General features: G+C 42.9%; 14 protein-coding genes. 6 read left to right on the top strand and 8 right to left on the bottom strand.

Features of this window, described 5'->3' with window-relative positions; genetic code table 11:
• Positions 1-744: 744 nt before the first annotated feature.
• Together OH460_RS05210 and OH460_RS05205 are read left to right on the top strand one after the other, a co-directional pair.
• Positions 745-1,101 (top strand): MerR family transcriptional regulator, encoded by a 357-nt coding sequence (locus OH460_RS05210; protein WP_269995913.1) that lies wholly within the window; start codon positions 745-747, stop codon positions 1,099-1,101.
• 52 nt (positions 1,102-1,153) lie between these two features.
• Entirely contained in the window at positions 1,154-1,951 is a 798-nt protein-coding gene (locus tag OH460_RS05205; protein WP_269995712.1) for an SDR family NAD(P)-dependent oxidoreductase, read from the top strand.
• A 181-nt stretch (positions 1,952-2,132) separates the two neighbouring features.
• Here OH460_RS05205 and OH460_RS05200 read toward each other — a convergent pair whose 3' ends face one another.
• The 3 genes from OH460_RS05200 to OH460_RS05190 form a co-directional block, all read right to left on the bottom strand.
• Positions 2,133-3,146, bottom strand: a complete 1,014-nt coding sequence (locus OH460_RS05200) for a manganese-dependent inorganic pyrophosphatase (RefSeq protein ID WP_269995710.1) — start codon at positions 3,144-3,146, stop codon at positions 2,133-2,135.
• Positions 3,147-3,582: 436 nt separating this feature from the next.
• On the bottom strand, positions 3,583-4,008 hold the full coding sequence (locus tag OH460_RS05195) for a septal ring lytic transglycosylase RlpA family protein (RefSeq protein WP_443088675.1): 426 nt from the start codon (positions 4,006-4,008) through the stop codon (positions 3,583-3,585).
• A 467-nt stretch (positions 4,009-4,475) separates the two neighbouring features.
• Positions 4,476-5,375, bottom strand: coding sequence for a LysR family transcriptional regulator (locus tag OH460_RS05190; protein ID WP_269995706.1), 900 nt, complete (start codon positions 5,373-5,375; stop codon positions 4,476-4,478).
• Positions 5,376-5,489: 114 nt separating this feature from the next.
• Between OH460_RS05190 and OH460_RS05185 the strand changes: the two genes are divergently transcribed.
• Entirely contained in the window at positions 5,490-6,809 is a 1,320-nt protein-coding gene (locus OH460_RS05185; protein ID WP_269995704.1) for a serine hydrolase domain-containing protein, read from the top strand.
• 261 nt (positions 6,810-7,070) lie between these two features.
• Here the strand turns inward: OH460_RS05185 and OH460_RS05180 are convergent, their stop codons facing one another.
• From OH460_RS05180 to OH460_RS05170, 3 genes are all read right to left on the bottom strand, one after another.
• The gene (locus tag OH460_RS05180) at positions 7,071-7,562 is read right to left on the bottom strand and encodes a VOC family protein (RefSeq protein WP_046223770.1); all 492 of its coding nucleotides are present in this window, start codon (positions 7,560-7,562) and stop codon (positions 7,071-7,073) included.
• Positions 7,563-7,807: 245 nt separating this feature from the next.
• Positions 7,808-9,184 carry a uracil-xanthine permease family protein gene (locus OH460_RS05175; RefSeq protein ID WP_269995700.1) on the bottom strand — a complete coding sequence of 459 codons (1,377 nt, stop codon included), beginning with the start codon at positions 9,182-9,184 and terminating at the stop codon, positions 7,808-7,810.
• Positions 9,185-9,463: 279 nt separating this feature from the next.
• Positions 9,464-9,955: a VOC family protein gene (locus OH460_RS05170; RefSeq protein ID WP_016798106.1), complete on the bottom strand. Its 492-nt coding sequence runs from the start codon at positions 9,953-9,955 to the stop codon at positions 9,464-9,466.
• 472 nt (positions 9,956-10,427) lie between these two features.
• Here OH460_RS05170 and ahpC point away from each other — a divergent pair, with 472 nt between their 5' ends.
• Positions 10,428-10,985, top strand: coding sequence for an alkyl hydroperoxide reductase subunit C (ahpC, locus tag OH460_RS05165; RefSeq protein ID WP_016798107.1), 558 nt, complete (start codon positions 10,428-10,430; stop codon positions 10,983-10,985).
• A gap of 212 nt (positions 10,986-11,197) precedes the next feature.
• Positions 11,198-12,790 carry an alkyl hydroperoxide reductase subunit F gene (gene ahpF, locus OH460_RS05160; RefSeq protein ID WP_269995697.1) on the top strand — a complete coding sequence of 531 codons (1,593 nt, stop codon included), beginning with the start codon at positions 11,198-11,200 and terminating at the stop codon, positions 12,788-12,790.
• Positions 12,791-12,926: 136 nt separating this feature from the next.
• Here ahpF and OH460_RS05155 read toward each other — a convergent pair whose 3' ends face one another.
• Complete coding sequence (locus OH460_RS05155; RefSeq protein WP_123283021.1) at positions 12,927-13,526, bottom strand: LysE family translocator; 600 nt, start codon at positions 13,524-13,526, stop codon at positions 12,927-12,929.
• Positions 13,527-13,648: 122 nt separating this feature from the next.
• On the opposite strand from OH460_RS05155, the gene OH460_RS05150 reads away from it, so the two are divergent.
• Positions 13,649-14,134, top strand: coding sequence for an Lrp/AsnC family transcriptional regulator (locus OH460_RS05150; RefSeq protein ID WP_019825927.1), 486 nt, complete (start codon positions 13,649-13,651; stop codon positions 14,132-14,134).
• Between the two features lie 113 nt (positions 14,135-14,247).
• Here OH460_RS05150 and OH460_RS05145 read toward each other — a convergent pair whose 3' ends face one another.
• Positions 14,248-15,618 carry an L-serine ammonia-lyase gene (locus OH460_RS05145; RefSeq protein ID WP_269995691.1) on the bottom strand — a complete coding sequence of 457 codons (1,371 nt, stop codon included), beginning with the start codon at positions 15,616-15,618 and terminating at the stop codon, positions 14,248-14,250.
• Positions 15,619-15,623 lie beyond the last annotated feature (5 nt).

Genomic DNA, 15,623 nt, shown 5'->3' with positions numbered 1-15,623 from the left:
CGCAACAAAATCGTGAAAAATTTAATCGAATAGGTTTATGGGCGTATCCGAACGACTCAAGTGTTCAAGTGTTATCGAATAAATAGTTAGCATTGAGTATGTCAAAGACCTTCACAGGCTGAATTTCGACCTGACTAGTTACTCTTTATTTGACTCCATATTTTTGTCTCAAACTTGCGTCTTGCGTAGTTAGCAGTGCTTTGAGATAGAAGTAGGTTTTATAGCGGCATAATGTCGTATATGAAATGAGCCGCTATGTATAAGGCATTGATAAATATTAATTAAACCTTAGACAGTTGTCAGATTTTCAACAACCTTAGGCGGAGCTCATCTTTAACAAAGATGGTACCATTAAAACGTCAAATAACGTGAAATTTGAGTTAGGAGCGTAGCCATGACGAAGGCAGTAAAGACACACGTGAGCAATTTGGCAGGAGAGCAGCGGCTGTATGACGTAACGTTATCCAGATTTTGTCAAATGAACCATTAAATTCAACTAATGCTAATTTATGGGCATTTGAGTTGCCGGTTCACACTAAAAAAATTACGATTTCTATGATGTGGCACCCTCGTCTCCAATCAGATACTTCTCACATATGGCTAAGAGAACAAATAGAAAAAGTTTGTCAGAAAGCAATGGAAGATAGTCTATTTTAAAGGCTTTGTTGACGCGCTCATTAGTTCATCATTTTTGATTTGAGTGCTCTCCGCTACATGAAACGCAATACCCCAAAAGGCTTATTTATGAATATGCAGCAGTTTTCTAAAGAAGTAGGTTTGTCTTCTCATACTCTACGATATTATGAAAAGATAGGGTTACTAAAAAACATCCACAGAAACTCTAGTGGACATAGGTATTACAATGCTCAAGATGTTGCTTGGGTAATTTTTGTGAAACGCCTTAAAGAAACAGGAATGCGCCTAAATGAAATTCTAGAATACGTAAGGCTTTCTGATGGTGGTTCTGAAACCCTCCATGCTAGAGAAAGCATGCTATCAATGCATAGAGAGAGAGTTGTTGAACAAATATGCTTACTAGAAAGCCATCTTAAGGCCTTAGATTATAAAATTAATTTATACAAAAACGGTAAAGTATGTTGACTTAGAGCTTACTCTAACTGCTACCGTTGTTTCTCATAACCGAGGAGAAACAATGTTGAATATAAAATCTTCATATAAGGCAACAGATAATTTTTCATATATTTCCAGTCTCTGTGATTTTAATAATAAACTTTATTTGATCACTGGGGGGACTAGTGGCATTGGTTTAGCTACTGCTGAAGAGATGATACATCTCGGTGCTCGCGTTATTATCACTGGGCGTAATAGTAAAAAGCTGAGTGAGCTATCAAAAAAACATGGCTCCCGTATTATTCCTGTAAATATTGACTCTTCAAGCCCTGAATCTGGTAATGACCTCGTAGAGGTCGTTCGGAAAAACGGTATGCTTGATGGTTTATGGCTGAATGCTGCCATTGCACAGTTAGATAGCTTGAAAGACGTTAGTGCGGAAAAATACAGCCAGATCATGGATATCAATGTTAGAGGCCCAATACTCCAGCTAGCTGTATTAAGCGAATGCCTCAAGGAAAAATCATCTGTCATCGTCACCAGTTCAAGCTCTGTTTATGAGGGAGCAAAGCTGACTTCGTTATATGCAGCTTCAAAAGGTGCTCTCAGTGCTGCAGTTCGAGTGTGGAGTAGCGAGCTAGCATGCAAGGGGATTAGAGTGAATAGTTTGGCACTTGGCCCCGTTTCGACTAATTTCAGACGATTCTTATCCAGTGAGCAACAGACTGAATTTGAGAGTAGTGTTGTTGGTAAGCTACCCCTTGGTAGAGCCGCTTCTGCTCCTGAAATAGCTAACGTAGCCATTTTTCTTTTTTCACCTGCATCTTCATATATAACAGGTAGCGAAATTCCAGTTGATGGTGGGCTAATCAAGAGATAAGCGATTATCAAGCTTAACTAAAGTGGTCTACGAAGTTCGTATTACCTTGTTTGCTGTTATTGTGACTTTGTTAAACTAGAAAAGTCACTAACTCAGTTTTGTCCAAATCCTATTTAGACCCCCAAGAATCAAAAAAGGGATTGGTATCTCTACCAATCCCTCTACCAAGCTCTCTTAATACTTACAAGCTCTCAATTGCCTTTTGAACTGCAGGGCCAATCTGGCGCTTACGAGAAGTAACGCCTTCCAAAGTTAGCATGTCGCTGGTTGGTTCAGCGTTGAAAGCCGATTTGATAACTTGATAGTCGCTTTCATCAACCCAAAGTAAGTTTGCTTCTTTGTTTTTAGTGTCTGTGATTGAGAAGAACAGATGGTCTAAGTCGTTCTCTTCTTTATAAGACTTCATCGCTGCCAAAAGCTCGTCTTTGCGGTCAATCAGTTGTTGAGCCGTTAGCGTTTCAGCCACACCGATGCCCACCTGTTTGCCACCGTACTTAAAGTTCTTGTAGTCCAGAATCAGAATGGTTTCAGAAGAAAGGTGACTGAGATCCGACTTAGCAATCAGCATCTGTTGGCCGAAATCTTCGATATCTGAAATGCCTGCAACTCTTGCAAGTTTCTCTGCGTACTCACGATCATGCTCAGTCGTGGTCGATGATTGGAATACCACGGTATCAGAAAGGATTGCGCCTAAACCGACACAAGCAAGATGCTTAGGTAGGGTCACATCCAGCTTTTCAGCATTGTCAGCCAAAATTGTCGCAGCCGATCCCCAACCACGAATATCCATCTCAACCATTTGTGGTGTGTTAATCGGTGAGCCACCAATTGCGTGATGATCAACCACAGCAACAATAGATGCTTGGTCAATAGTTGGCGCTAGCTGAGTAACCTGATTGAAGTCCACCAGCCCTACTCGATATGAAGAGTAATCTGTCTCTACACGTGGTGATTCCGCATTACAGTAATTCAAGATAAACGTCGATTCAGGGTTGATAGGCTCAGGTACTGTAGCCGTACCGCCATAGATATGAGCCGCGAGCATCGCAGACATTACCGTGTCGCTATCTGGGCTAAGGTGCCCCGTCCATACGAGATCTTCACTGTTTTCATTGGCTGATTGTTGCAAGCTAAAAGCAAAACTTGCTGAGCTGAAAGACATGATTACGGCGGCAACGACAGGTGTTAGCTTCACGGGTATTTCCTTATTTGGATTCGTTTTAGAACCCCATAAGCTAGCCATCAAAAATTTCAGAACCGTTTCAGCGATGTTTCAGATTTACTTCAATGAGTAACGAAATGTAATTCGCCCTTCTTTTCCCATTGTTAACCAAGTTACACATCATTTGGGATTTGGTCAGCTTTTCATTATTTCACAATGAATTTTAATGAAGCTTGGTGAACCGACATATAAGCCACTGAATTAACGAGATACAAAAGACCCAATTCAAATTATAAGAATTAAATCATCTAACTAAAAAATGATATTAGAAAGGATCAATAAAGGCTGCGAAAGCAGCCTAATCAAGTAAGCATAAATGTACTGTACATTCATCAAGGTCGACGGTCAGCTCTTTCCATTGCAGGTAAGGGATCGGAGATGTAAACCAAGGGGAGGTTAGGAGGGGATTCTAGTGTTTGTATCGAAAGGTGTTGCTGTCATCAATAATCTCAATTTTGACTTTTACTACGCCTTTCTTAACGTCACCAATTTGAGAAAATGCTTTGTGGGAAAGGTCAATCACTCGGCCTTTTACATAAGGGCCTCTATCGTTAATTTTGACATCGACTGACTTGTTATTGGCTGTATTAGTCACTCTCACGATAGCCCCAAATGGCAAGGTTTTGTGAGCGGCTGTATAGGCGTTTTTATTATACGTTTCACCACTTGCCGTCAGTTTTCCATGGAATTTATCGCCATACCAAGAAGCCACTCCCACAAGCGCATGTGAATTGGCATAGCCCTTTGTTTTTGAAGTATCGACGGCCGCATGTGACGAGCATCCGGCAAGCAAAGTAATAAGAAAAGCGGCCAAGATAAGGTTTAGTTTTTTCATGCTATTTGAGTAGATCTTCTTCATGTAATGTTTATCTATTTTCATTGTAGTGCGGTTCAGCCGTATTAAGCTGAGTATTGTGAGTTCTCAGCGAGGGCTATCACCAGTGTGATTGCGCAATGTTTTCATGAAGCACGCTTGCTTCAGTCATATCCATGAAAGGTTTTATCTTCAAAACGTCAACTTTAACAACACCTTAAAGCTGTTGCTTTATTAACCTCATCATATGATGGAGCACTAAAAGCACACAAACAAAAAAGGATTGGTATCGCTACCAATCCTCTTTTGGGATATTTCGTTTTCTGCTTATGGTAGGTAGATAAAGCTATTCATCGTAATCAATCACCTAAGTATCTTAGTGTGTGTGCTTAAAATTCGAATAGCATGCCAGGCTTTAATACGAAATTCTGAATAGGCTCTCTGTTCTGAGCTAACACAGATTTTCACGATATCGTTAAGCCATGAGGTTATGAGAAACGGCCGTCAGCAAAAACAGCGGCGCATTCCTTGGCTATTTCAATAATTCGGCTTCGTGTTTTATTCATCTCTGAATGCAGCGGATAAAACAACACCATCTCTTGCCTCATGTTCACTAGTGTTTCCTTGACGTTTATCTTTCTCAACTTCCCTGTATCGACAAAGTCTTGCGCATTTGCAGTACTTAAGAGCGTCCAACCCTTTTTTTGAATCTTGTTTAGCAACATATCGTTATTCGAAACAAGGTGCTTTCGATTACTGATGTTCGCATATCTCATTTCATTCAATACAGAGTTTTCGGTCAGCAGAAAATCCTCAGTGGTTAACTCATTAAGATCGATAGCCTGATGGGAGATGCCAGATTCCATTGAAGTAAATGGAGCGTATTGGTAGGTGCCTAAATTAACGACTCCAACTTTAGTGTTCGGAAAGATCTGACCAATAGTCGGCATAATTGAAAATAGTGCATCACCCGCTTCGATATCTTTAAAGCTTGAACCTCGGTCTCTTTGCAGCCAATTTATCGAAATATCAGGAAACTCACGCTCAATCGCGTCATCGATATCGGACAGTAAACACAGTGGTATTAAATCATCATGGTGTAAGACGATGGAAGTGACATCAGTAGAAAAAGTAGACAAGGCAACGCTATAAAACTCTTTCGACTGCCTGATCAAGTTGTCAGCTCTAACATACAAATGTCTCGCGCTCTTAGTCGGGACCACTGTTTTACCCTGAATCTCAAATAGCTCAAAACCCAAAATATCTTCTAACGCTTTGACTCTTTCTCGAACCGTAGCTCTTGTTTTATCCGTTGATCTTGCGGCTTTACTGTAGCTATTAAGCTCGTATACCGCTTTAAAACAAGAGAGCTGCTCCAATGTGACCATAACTGCCCTTCAACACCAATGTATGGGTAATACGTACATTATGTATTCGTGTGTATCTTTTAACAAACATATTATGTGTCCAAAGATGATTAGGAATAAACAAGGGCTATAAATATGAAATTAAAATCGATCGCAATTTTGGCGTCCATCTCAGCATTCGCGGTATCTGCAAACGACAATGCGACTGCAATGTACTCTGTTTTAACGGATGCAAATGAGCAGGTGACATTAGGAAATTGGATGCACCCTGATTACAACCATTGGGCTTTCCAAAATATGGGGATTCACCCAACATTAATGGTCCCTCGTGATGGCAATGTTTCAGTATTACCAGAAAGACTAGACCAAAATATTGCTCAACTTCAGTTCCAATATGCTGAACAAAATTACACCGTCAAAGAAGCGATGTTAAATGACCGCACTGATGGTTATATCGTTATCAAAGACGGTCAAATTGTTGATGAAGAGTACTTTGGTACTTTTGGACCTAAAGATCACCACATGTGGGCATCAAGCACTAAATCACTCATTGGTCAGGCTATTGGTATTCTCGTTGAGCAAGGTAAGCTAGATCCCAATAAAACCGTTGAAAGCTATATTGAAGAATTACGCGGCAGTCATTTCGGGAAGCAAACCGTGAGAACTGTTCTGAACATGACATCAGCTCTAGACTACAGCGAAGACTATGCCAATATCACCCCTGGCACTATGCACTTTGAGTACTTTCGTCGCTTAGGCTTAGTACCTGCATATGACTTAATGATGCTTGATCCAACTAAGGACGATACCCCGAGAGGCGTATTAGAATTTGCTCCTGATTTTGAGCAAAATACAGATTTGGCGGTGAACCACAAATATGAATACCATTCACCTAATGTTGACGTTGCTGGGTGGCTCATAACTCGAGTATCGGGACAACCGCTACAAGATTTTATTGCTGAAAACATCTGGTACAAGCTTGGCGTTGAACACGATGCAACTCTTATGGCTGATATGACATTCACTCCAATTGCCACAGGTGGATTCGCAACGACGCTAAGAGACTTTGCTAGAGTCGGTATCGCTATTGCCAACGACGGAAGTTTCAATGGACAACAAGTCTTTTCCAAAGCATGGATAGAAGATACCTTCAATCTAACTGAAGATGAGAGAAAACATATGGATCGTAGTATTTACAAAGACAAAGATTCAGGTGTTTACGACCAGTGGCTTGAAGGGTACAAAAACTATTTGTGGGTTCATGATAGCGAAAAAGGAATCGCGACCTTTAGAGGTGTGTATGGTCAACACCTGTACATCAACCAAGAACAAAACCTTGTTATCGCGACGTATTCATCAGCACAATCAGCCTCAAATGCAGCAAGGTCAACCAACTTACCTCGTTTAGCCGCTTTTGAAGCAATCGCAAACCACTATGAAAAGGAAAACCGTTAAACAAGAGACGGTTACTAAGGGTTTGCTCGTAACCTGAATCAACTCTTTTGAATCACACAAAAGGGTTGATCGGTTACTGAGATGGGTATCCGCATTAAGCTCATTTCCACATGAAACTCAGGTCGAGCTTAGCATCGTCCGATAGTGGAGTAGACTCTTTAGTTCCTTAACCACCGCAAACAAAAAAAGGATTGGTATCTCTACCAATCCTCTTTAGGGGGTGTTTCGGTTTTTCTACCTTATGCCAGGTAGATAACGCAATTACTCGTAGTCAGTCGCGTACGTGTCTTCGTATGTGTGCGAGTAGAATTCGAATAGGTTGCCAAACGGGTCTTCTAGATAAACCATTTGCGCTTGTTTTAGTTCGTCTTCTGGGTGGTAACGCATGATGTCCATACGAACCTTACCGCCAAACTCTTCAACACGCTTAATCGCTGAATGAAACTGCTCTTTTGGAAGCTGTAGACAGAAGTGGAAGATACCTAGACGTGAGAAATCAACGTTATGACGCTCTTCACGGTCAACCATTTCGAACAGCTCAACACCGATACCATCAGATGTTACTAGGTGAGCAATGTTGAAACCTTTGAAGCCTTCACCGAACACAGCGATACACATGCGGCCGATTGCTGATTCGCGCTCTTCCATCACTTTGGTGTTGTTCATTACGACTCTTAGACCTAAAGCTTTCGTGTAAAACTCGACTGCTTTGTCCATGTCGCCAACCATGATGCCTACGTGATTCATTTTCATAACTTTCTCCAAATTCTCTTTAATTCTGTATTTTTCGAAGACTGCTTCGGTCTTCCGTTTCGATGGAGAGAGTATATGGAGATACGACGATTAACTGAAATTATCATAATTTATATTAATGATAATTTTATGTTATTTACCAAGTTAAGTGAGATGCCAACACGTCACACAATAAGTTAAAGTTCAGAGCCACATATGTCATGTGGCTCTAGTTAAACATCCTTAGTTCAGCATGAAGAAGCCCGTTACGCTTTACTGGTCTGTACGACGTTCGAAATCTGCTTGGCTTTTGTTTCAGGCACCAAAGACATCAACCCGGTAATCACAAGCGCGGCAATACCAGACATGGTTACAGGTGAGCCAAATATGCTTTGTACTAGCTTGGGTGCTTCTTTCAATAAATCCGGTACCAGCATGACACCAAGCCCTAAGCCTAGTGAGATGGCTATCGTCATGATTCTGCGGCGATCAAGCTTCTCATTGGCGATGATTTTGATGCCTGCCGCGGCAACCGTGCCGAACATCACTAATGTCGCCCCGCCCAAGACTGGCTTTGGAATCGTCATTAATACCGCACCTAAGATGGGAAATAGCCCTAACAGAAAAAGAGTCGCGGCAATGAAATAGCCGATGTAGCGACTCGCGATCCCCGTAAAATGGATCACACCGTTGTTCTGGCTGAAAGTCGTGTTCGGAAAAATATTGAATACCGCAGCGATAAGTGAGTTCACGCCGTCACCCAGCACGCCAGCCTTGAGTCGATTGAGGTATTTAGGCCCTTTAACCGGTTGCCCTGAAAACATACTGTTGGCGGTAAGGTCGCCCGTGGTTTCAATAACGGTAATCAAGTAAATAAAAGCGATAGGCAGGAAGGCTTGCCAATCAAAAGCGAAGCCATATTTAAATGGGACAGGAATACTCAATAGCGGTTGAGAAGCAAAAGAAACCATTGACGCTTTGCCCATCAAAATGGCCACGCCCCAGCCAACAACTAACCCAACTAAAATCGACGACAGCCTAACCATATTATTGTTACTCAGGTTAAGCGCGACTATGGTTCCGAGAACGATGGCACCCAACATCAGATTGCTTCCAGAGCCAAAATCTTCGGCACCAACACCACCAGCAATATCTGTGACGCCAACTTTAATCAAAGAGATACCAATCGTGGTAATAACGATTCCGGTCACAACGGGGGTGATCACCACTTTCAGCTTTTCGATAAAACGCGAGAGGACAATTTCGACAAACGCACCGAAGAAGCAGACACCGAAAATCGTGGCGAGCATTTCATTCGGACCACCGCCATTCGCTTTAACAAGGAAGCCCGCACCTAATACAGATCCTAAGAATGCAAAGCTGGTTCCTTGGACACAAATCATCCCTGCACCAACTGGCCCTATTTTTCTGGCTTGGATAAAGGTACCGACCCCAGACACCATCAGTGCCATGCTGATCAGATAAGGAATGTGTTCACCCAACCCTAAAACGCCACCGATAATAAGCGTGGGGGTGATAATGCCAACAAAGCTTGCTAATACATGCTGCAGCGCCGCGTAACTGGCTGCTTTGACTGATGGTCGATCGTCCAACCCGTAGATCAATTCACTGTTCTGTTCCATGTGACTTCCTTTATGTATTTTTTATTGTATACAATTTACATAAAGACAATAGAGCAACATATATGCCAATGGTTTAACATTATATTTATCAATCAGTTAAGTTTTCCATCAAGGATATGCTGCACTAAAGAGCAACATTGTCGGTTTGTTTTAGTGCAGCCGAGGTTTTCCCGATATTCCTAAATTAGGCCCTACAAACACAAAAAAGGATTGGTATCTCTACCAATCCTCTTTAGGGGGTGTTTCGGTTCTTCTAGCTTATGGAAGGTAGTAACGCGATTACTCGTAATCTGTCGCGTACGTATCTTCGTATGAGTGCGAGTAGAATTCGAACAGGTTGCCAAACGGGTCTTCTAGGTAAACCATTTGTGCTTGTTTTAGTTCGTCTTCTGGGTGGTAACGCATGATGTCCATACGAACCTTACCGCCAAACTCTTCAACACGCTTGATAGCTGAATGAAACTGCTCTTTTGGAAGCTGTAGGCAGAAGTGGAAGATACCTAGGCGAGAGAAATCAACTTCGTGACGCTCTTGGCGCTCTTTCATTTCGAACAGCTCAACACCGATACCATCAGATGTTACTAGGTGTGCAATGTTGAAGCCTTTAAAGCCTTCACCGAACACAGCGATACACATACGGCCGATTGCTGATTCGCGCTCTTCCATCACTTTAGTGTTGTTCATTACGATTCTTAGACCTAGCGCTTTCGTGTAAAACTCGACTGCTTGGTCCATGTCGCCAACCATGATGCCTACGTGATTCATTTTCATAACTTGCTCCAAATTCGTTTTAAATTCTGTGCTTTTCGAAGTCTAGCTTCGATGTTTCGTTTCGATGAAGAGAGTATATGGAGATACGACGATTAACTGAAATTATCATAATTTATATTAATGATAATATTTTGTTATTTACAGTTTGGTATAACAACTCAACTCACGTAAAGACACCATATCTACCCTTACCTACATAGACACATAGATACGCACGCCAATAGAGATAAGCCCAATAGAGAGAACAACCTAAAGAGCATAGCTACTCAAATTGAGGGCTGCTGATGTTTGATGGCTTTTGTTAATCGTTTTTGTTGATAGCTTTTACCGATAGCCTTTTCCTTTCGAAGATAGGATTTGCCTATTGAATCTATAGAAATGTCCGATTTCACTAATTTTCGGTGGCAATGCAATATATCTACATCGACGCGGGATAGCGTTAAACACTACAAATTAGAAAGAGAGTCAAATCATGATCAACACAGAAATCAAACCATTCAACGCAACAGCATTCAAAAACGGCGAATTCGTAGAAATCACTGAGCAAGACGTTAAAGGCAAGTGGGCTGTATTCTTCTTCTACCCAGCAGACTTCACATTTGTATGTCCAACTGAGCTAGTTGACCTACAAGACAAATACGCAGAGCTTCAATCTCGCGGCGTAGAAGTTTACTCAGTATCAACTGACACTCACTTCTCTCACAAAGCATGGCACGATACTTCTGACAAAATCGGCACTATCGAATACTTCATGGTAGGTGACCAAACGGGCAACATCACAAATAACTTCAATGTTATGCGTGAAGGTCAAGGCCTAGCAGACCGTGCTACGTTCCTAATCGACCCAGAAGGCGTTATCCAAGCAATGGAAATCACTGCTGAAGGTATCGGTCGTGACGCTGAAGACCTACTACGCAAGGTTAAAGCAGCACAATACGTAGCGGCTAACCCAGGTGAAGTATGCCCAGCTAAATGGAAAGAAGGCGAAGAGACACTAGCACCATCTCTAGACCTAGTAGGTAAGATTTAATCTAAGCCTATCTAACAAGAATAGCTAAAAAGAACAAATAAAACGGTTCTACAGGCGCGCTTCGGCCTCCCTCCTAAAGGGCAGTTGCGCGCCACCCTTTCAAACCATCAAAACCACAATATTTGCCGACTTGCGCCCCCTTTTTATTTTCCTTTTTCAGCAAGAAGGTATTGGTCAATACCAAGACACAGAATTTAAGAGCAGGCACGATTATGTTAGATCAAGCAATGAAGCAGCAGCTAAAAGCATACCTAGAAAACCTAAAAACCAATGTTCAGTTAGTGCTGAGCCTAGATGACAGCGATACCGCAAACAAACTCAAAAACCTAGCAAACGACATCGCGTCTTTAACGGACAAAATTGAAGTAACACGCGATGATAGCGCAAGCACGCGCAGCCCTATCATGCAGGTAGTGAACGAAGAGAAAGGCACAGCGATCGGTTTCGCCGGTTTGCCAATGGGTCACGAGTTCACGTCTCTTGTACTGGCACTGCTTCACAGTGGCGGTCACCCAATCAAGCTTGAAGCTGACGTAATCGAGCAAATTAAAGAATTAGATCAAGAGCTGAATGTAGAAATTTTCATCTCACTATCGTGCCAGAACTGTCCAGAAGTGGTTCAGGCATTCAACATGATGTCAGCGATTAACCCGTTGATTAAGACCACCATGATTGATGGCGCAGCATTCCAAGAGGAAGTGAAATCTCGCGATATCATGGCAGTACCAAGCGTGTTCATTAATGGTGAACTATTCGGTCAAGGCCGTATGTCACTGGCTGAGATCCTTAATAAAGTAGACTCAGGTGCAGCGGAAAAGAAAGCAGCAAACCTAAATCAACAAGCACCATTTGACGTGTTAGTTGTGGGTGGTGGCCCAGCAGGTTCTTCAGCAGCAATTTATGCAGCACGTAAAGGCATTCGTACAGGTGTGGTTGCTGACCGATTTGGTGGTCAGGTAATGGATACCATGGCAATTGAGAACTTTATCTCAGTGAAAGCAACAACAGGTCCTAAGCTAGTGGCTAGCTTAGAAGAGCACGTAAAAGAGTACGGTGTTGAAGTAATGACTGAGCAGCGCGCTGCCAACATCATTGCTGCAGAAGACACGAAAGACGGCTACATCCACGTTGAATTAGAGAGTGGCGCAATACTACGAGCTCGCTCTGTTATCACCAGTACAGGTGCACGCTGGCGTGAAATGAACGTTCCGGGTGAACAAGAATACCGCAACAAAGGCGTGGCTTACTGCCCACACTGTGACGGCCCGCTGTTCAAAGGCAAGAAAACAGCCGTTATCGGCGGTGGTAACTCAGGTATTGAAGCCGCTATTGACCTAGCAGGCATTGTGGAACACGTAACCGTACTTGAATTTGCAGACACTCTACGCGCTGACCAAGTACTTATTGATAAAGCGAACGCAACACCAAACATCGAAATCATCAAAATGGCTCAAACGACACAAGTGTTGGGTGATGGCAACCGCGTAACCGGTCTGGAATACAAAGACCGTAACACGGATGAACTGAAACAAATTGAACTCGCGGGTATCTTCGTTCAAATCGGTCTAATGCCGAACAGCGAATGGTTGAAAGGTTCGAAGGTTGAGCTTTCACCACGCGGTGAGATTGAGATTAACGCTCATGGCGCAACATCAATGAAAGGTGTATTTGCAGCAGGTGACGTAACAACCGTACCTTACAAACAGATCATCATTGCGATGGGAGAAGGTGCTAAAGCAAGTCTAGGCGCATTTGACCACCTAATCCGTAACTCAGCTCCAGTTAAAGAAGCTGAAACCGCTTAACCTTTACACTGAAAAGCTTAAAGCTTTTAACTCAAGTTCCTTAAATATTTGTTAACTTAATTCTTTACTGTTAACGACTTAGTCGACATTTAGACGCCACTCCTATGGATTTAGGAGTGGTTTTTTTCTTTGTAATTTATGCCGGTTGATAAAGCATAAAGGCAACCACCATCGCTAAGCTTCCACCCAAGCAACGGTTCACAAACATCATCTGTTTTGGTGATTGCAGCAACTTTTTAAGCATGGTGCCGCAATACGCCCACACCAACATGCACGGTACACCGGTAATCACCATACCCGCAATAATGGTCACCACTTGAATCAGATAGTCTGCGTTCGGAGTGATGAACTGAGAAAACACAGTTAACGAAGCAATCCAACCTTTGGGGTTCAACACCTGAACCAACACACCTGACACAAAGCCCGAACGGTTATCGGTAGTACTCTCTTCGATTTGCATATTGGCAATCGACCACGCCATGAACAACAAATAAGCCGCACCTGCGTACTTCAAAATGTTGTATAGCTCTGGGTAAAGAGTGAACAGGCTCACCAAACCGACACTGGATCCCGCCAGTACGATGATGATGCCAAAAGCGTTCCCAGAGATAAAAGGCAAAGTTGCAGCAAACCCGTAACGACTTGAAATCCCAAGTAATGCGATATTTCCTGCCCCAGGTGTAATTGCAATCGATGTTGAAAATAGCAAAAACGCCAGCATTAATTGAGAGCTCATTTCCTCTCACTCCTAATAAGTAAAGTATTGATAGGGAGAGAGTTTACAGATTCGACTAGGAATTAAATTGCTATATAGGCTAATATTAATGCAAATTTGAGCAAAATTTTCCCAAAACAACCATGAAACAGAAAGAATCCACCAAAGAAGTGTTAGATGACACAGATATCGCTATCTTAGGACATATTCAACAAGACGGGCGCATGAGTAACAGTAAGCTCGCCGAGAAGGTAAACCTCAGCGAAACCCCTTGCTGGCGCCGATGGAAACGTATGGAAGAGACAGGCTATATAGACGGTTACGCCGCCAAGCTTAATCGTAAGAAGTTAGGCTTTCATGTGGCAGGTTTTACCTTAGTCACGCTCGGAAACCACGAAGTTGAAAACACAGAACCGTTCGAAGAGTTTGTTGCAGTCACTGATTGGATTCCGATGTGTCACTGCATTGCAGGCGGTGCCGACTACATGGTGCAAGTGTTAGCAAAAGATTTAGAAGAGTACTTTGAGCGTATTAGCTCAATAAGACGAGTGAAAGGTGTGAGCGCGATTCAATCCAACATCTCAGTAAAAGAACTGAAAAACAGCTATCAGCTTCCTCTTGAGGACTAGTTCACTTCTTTTGACAGCCCTTTTCTTTCAGCAAAACAAAAGCCCAACATCCTAGGTTTCTGAAACTTAGGGGCTGGGCTTTGTTTGAAACGAATATCGTTTAATTACGCTTTCTATTCACAGGGGTGAGCTAAATGAATCAGCGCTAAGCCTCCGAGAGACGTTTCACGATACTTCTTATTCATGTCTTTACCCGTTTGATACATGGTCGCAATGACCTTATCTAACGAGATCAAAGATTTACTGTTACGTTTCAATGCCATGCGAGACGCATTAATCGCCTTCATCGCACCCATTGCATTTCGTTCAATACACGGTACTTGTACTAGACCACCAATTGGGTCACACGTCATACCCAACGAGTGTTCCATCGCGATTTCCGCCGCAATGCAGATCTGCTCATTACTGCCACCACGAAGTGCCGTTAAACCAGCCGCTGCCATAGAAGATGAAACGCCCACCTCTCCTTGGCACCCTACTTCGGCACCAGAGATCGAAGCGTTGGTTTTGTACAAAATACCAATCGCGCCCGATACCGCTAAGAAGTCTTTCAGCTGCTTAGTATCTAACTGTTTAATGAAGCGATGGTAGTACATCAACACAGCAGGAATAACGCCCGCCGCACCATTGGTTGGTGATGTTACCACTTGGCCACCTGCGGCATTTTCTTCGCTAACCGCAAACGCAAACAAGTTAATCCAATCCATGATTTCCATTGGGTCGTTTTCAACCGCCGCGTTCGCTTCTAACTTTTTCAGTAGGTTAGGCGCACGACGAGTTACGTTCAAACCACCATCAAGAATGCCTTCGGTTTCAAAGCCGCGTTCCATACAACGACTCATCACTCGCCAGATTTGATCCGCTTTCTCTGAAATAATGTCAGCGCCTTCGAACTCCACTTCATTTTTTAGAATCATGCCACCGAGGCTCATCCCACTATTGTCAGCTTGTTGAAGCATTTCATCGGCGTTTTTGAACGGGAAAGGAACTTCTACCACTTGGGTTTGAGTACCATTTTGCAGTTCGTCAGCGGTTGCGATAAAACCGCCGCCAATTGAATAGTAGGTTTCATCGATAATCACGTTTCCAGCGTTATCAAACGCCGTGATCATCATACCGTTCTCATGCAGTGGCAGATTATCCTCATGAAACAGCATGTCTGTTTGGTAGTTGAAACCGATAGTGTGGCGACCACTCAGCTGCATTTCACCACTGTCGATTGCGCGGCGCATCGCTTCATTCGCACTGGAGATTTTTATCGTGTCCGGCTTATTGCCCAGCAAACCTAAAATGGTGGCTCTATCAGTGTGGTGTCCGATTCCGGTCAGCGACAGTGAACCATAAAGGTCGACCTGTACTCGAACCACATCCGTGATTCTCTCCTCAACTAATTGAGTGAAATGAAAACCCGCAATCATTGGGCCGTTGGTGTGAGAGCTTGATGGCCCTACACCAATTTTGTAGATATCAAAGATCGATAACATAGATA

The organism is Vibrio sp. Makdt (genome assembly GCF_027587015.1).
Classification (GTDB): Bacteria; Pseudomonadota; Gammaproteobacteria; order Enterobacterales; family Vibrionaceae; genus Vibrio; species Vibrio chagasii_B.
This window is presented reverse-complemented; position numbering and strand designations above follow the sequence as displayed.

Coding starts and splice junctions, on each gene's coding strand:
- OH460_RS05175 (WP_269995700.1), bottom strand. CDS start 9,184: ATGGAACAGAACAGTGAATTGATCTACGGGTTGGACGATCGACCATCA.
- OH460_RS05170 (WP_016798106.1), bottom strand. CDS start 9,955: ATGAAAATGAATCACGTAGGCATCATGGTTGGCGACATGGACCAAGCA.
- ahpC (WP_016798107.1), top strand. CDS start 10,428: ATGATCAACACAGAAATCAAACCATTCAACGCAACAGCATTCAAAAAC.
- OH460_RS05150 (WP_019825927.1), top strand. CDS start 13,649: ATGAAACAGAAAGAATCCACCAAAGAAGTGTTAGATGACACAGATATC.
- OH460_RS05210 (WP_269995913.1), top strand. CDS start 745: ATGAATATGCAGCAGTTTTCTAAAGAAGTAGGTTTGTCTTCTCATACT.
- OH460_RS05195 (WP_443088675.1), bottom strand. CDS start 4,008: ATGAAAAAACTAAACCTTATCTTGGCCGCTTTTCTTATTACTTTGCTT.
- OH460_RS05145 (WP_269995691.1), bottom strand. CDS start 15,618: ATGTTATCGATCTTTGATATCTACAAAATTGGTGTAGGGCCATCAAGC.
- OH460_RS05185 (WP_269995704.1), top strand. CDS start 5,490: ATGAAATTAAAATCGATCGCAATTTTGGCGTCCATCTCAGCATTCGCG.
- OH460_RS05155 (WP_123283021.1), bottom strand. CDS start 13,526: ATGAGCTCTCAATTAATGCTGGCGTTTTTGCTATTTTCAACATCGATT.
- ahpF (WP_269995697.1), top strand. CDS start 11,198: ATGTTAGATCAAGCAATGAAGCAGCAGCTAAAAGCATACCTAGAAAAC.
- OH460_RS05180 (WP_046223770.1), bottom strand. CDS start 7,562: ATGAAAATGAATCACGTAGGCATCATGGTTGGCGACATGGACAAAGCA.
- OH460_RS05205 (WP_269995712.1), top strand. CDS start 1,154: ATGTTGAATATAAAATCTTCATATAAGGCAACAGATAATTTTTCATAT.
- OH460_RS05190 (WP_269995706.1), bottom strand. CDS start 5,375: ATGGTCACATTGGAGCAGCTCTCTTGTTTTAAAGCGGTATACGAGCTT.